Source organism: Variovorax sp. 01T439_2 (genome assembly GCF_056398445.1).
The window spans coordinates 1-1,188 of record NZ_JBFTPJ010001294.1 but is presented as its reverse complement, the minus strand read 5'-3'; the positions used below and the strand labels follow the sequence as shown (position 1 = coordinate 1,188).

General features: G+C 64.1%; 2 protein-coding genes. Both read left to right on the top strand.

The window, feature by feature from the left end:
* The coding region (locus tag AC1DOC_RS34415; protein WP_478131674.1) for a TorF family putative porin at positions 1 to 608 on the top strand (608 nt) is incomplete at its 5' end.
* Between the two features lie 70 nt (positions 609 to 678).
* On the top strand, positions 679 to 1,017 hold the full coding sequence (gene glnK, locus AC1DOC_RS34410) for a P-II family nitrogen regulator (RefSeq protein ID WP_007833403.1): 339 nt from the start codon (positions 679 to 681) through the stop codon (positions 1,015 to 1,017).
* Positions 1,018 to 1,188: the final 171 nt, after the last annotated feature.

Here is a 1,188-nt window from a genome sequence, read left to right as displayed (position 1 = left end):
GCTTCTATGTGGGCAACTGGAACTCCAGCGTCAACTGGCTCAAGGGCAACAGCATCGAGAGCGACATCTACGGCGGCTACAAGTTCAAGGCCGGCCCCTTCGACATGGACGTGGGCGCGCTGACCTACATCTACCCGGGCAACTCCGCCGGCAACACCACCGAGCTGTACGGCGCCGGCACCTGGGCCGACGAGGCCATCGGCTCGTTCACGCTGAAGTATTCGCACACGGTGTCGAAGGACTACTTCGGCTACGCGGGCAACAAGGCCGGCTCGGGCCTGAAGGGCACCAACACCGGCTACCTGAACCTGGCCTACAGCAAGGAGATCGTGCCCAAGCTCACGCTGAAGGCCGCCGTGGGCTACACCCACATGTCCAGYGACATCCGCAGCCTGGGCTACAAGAGCTACGTCGACTACAACGTGGGCGTGTCGTACGACTTCGGCAGCGGCCTCGCACTGGCCGGCTCGATCCAGGGCGCCAACAAGAAGAGCTCGTACCTGGCCGTGTCCAACCCGGGCGTCGACCTCGGCTTCGGCACCTTCGGCCAGACCACCTATTCGCCCAACAAGGCGCGCTTCATCGTTACGCTCAGCAAGACCCTGTAAGCAGGCACAAGAACAAGGTGCGGCCCAAGCTGCCGCACCATCCATTCCATCCAAGAAGGAGAAAGTCATCATGAAGCTGGTCACAGCCATCATCAAACCGTTCAAGCTCGACGAGGTGCGCGAAGCCCTCTCGGCCATCGGCGTGCAGGGCATCACGGTCACGGAGGTCAAGGGCTTCGGCCGCCAGAAGGGCCACACCGAGCTGTACCGCGGCGCGGAGTACGTGGTCGACTTCCTGCCCAAGGTCAAGATCGAGGCGGCGGTGTCCGACGACCTCGTCGACCGCGTGATCGAAGCCGTGGAGGGTGCGGCGCGCACCGGCAAGATCGGCGACGGAAAGATTTTTGTCTACAACCTCGAGCAGGTCGTTCGCATCCGCACCGGTGAAACCGGCCGCGAAGCCCTCTGATCCAGCCCGGAAAACAACAACCATGAAAAAACTGCTTGTTTCTCTCGCGCTCGGCCTGAGCCTGCTCGCTGCAGGCACGGCGAGCTTCGCCCAGGCACCTGCTGCCACGCCCGAGGCGCCGGCGGCGTCCGCGCCCGCAGCTGCTGCTCCGGCACCTGCGGCCGCTCCGGC

Bases quoted from the DNA above. Each gene is read 5' to 3' on its own strand.
- glnK (WP_007833403.1), top strand. From the start codon at position 679: ATGAAGCTGGTCACAGCCATCATCAAACCGTTCAAGCTCGACGAGGTG.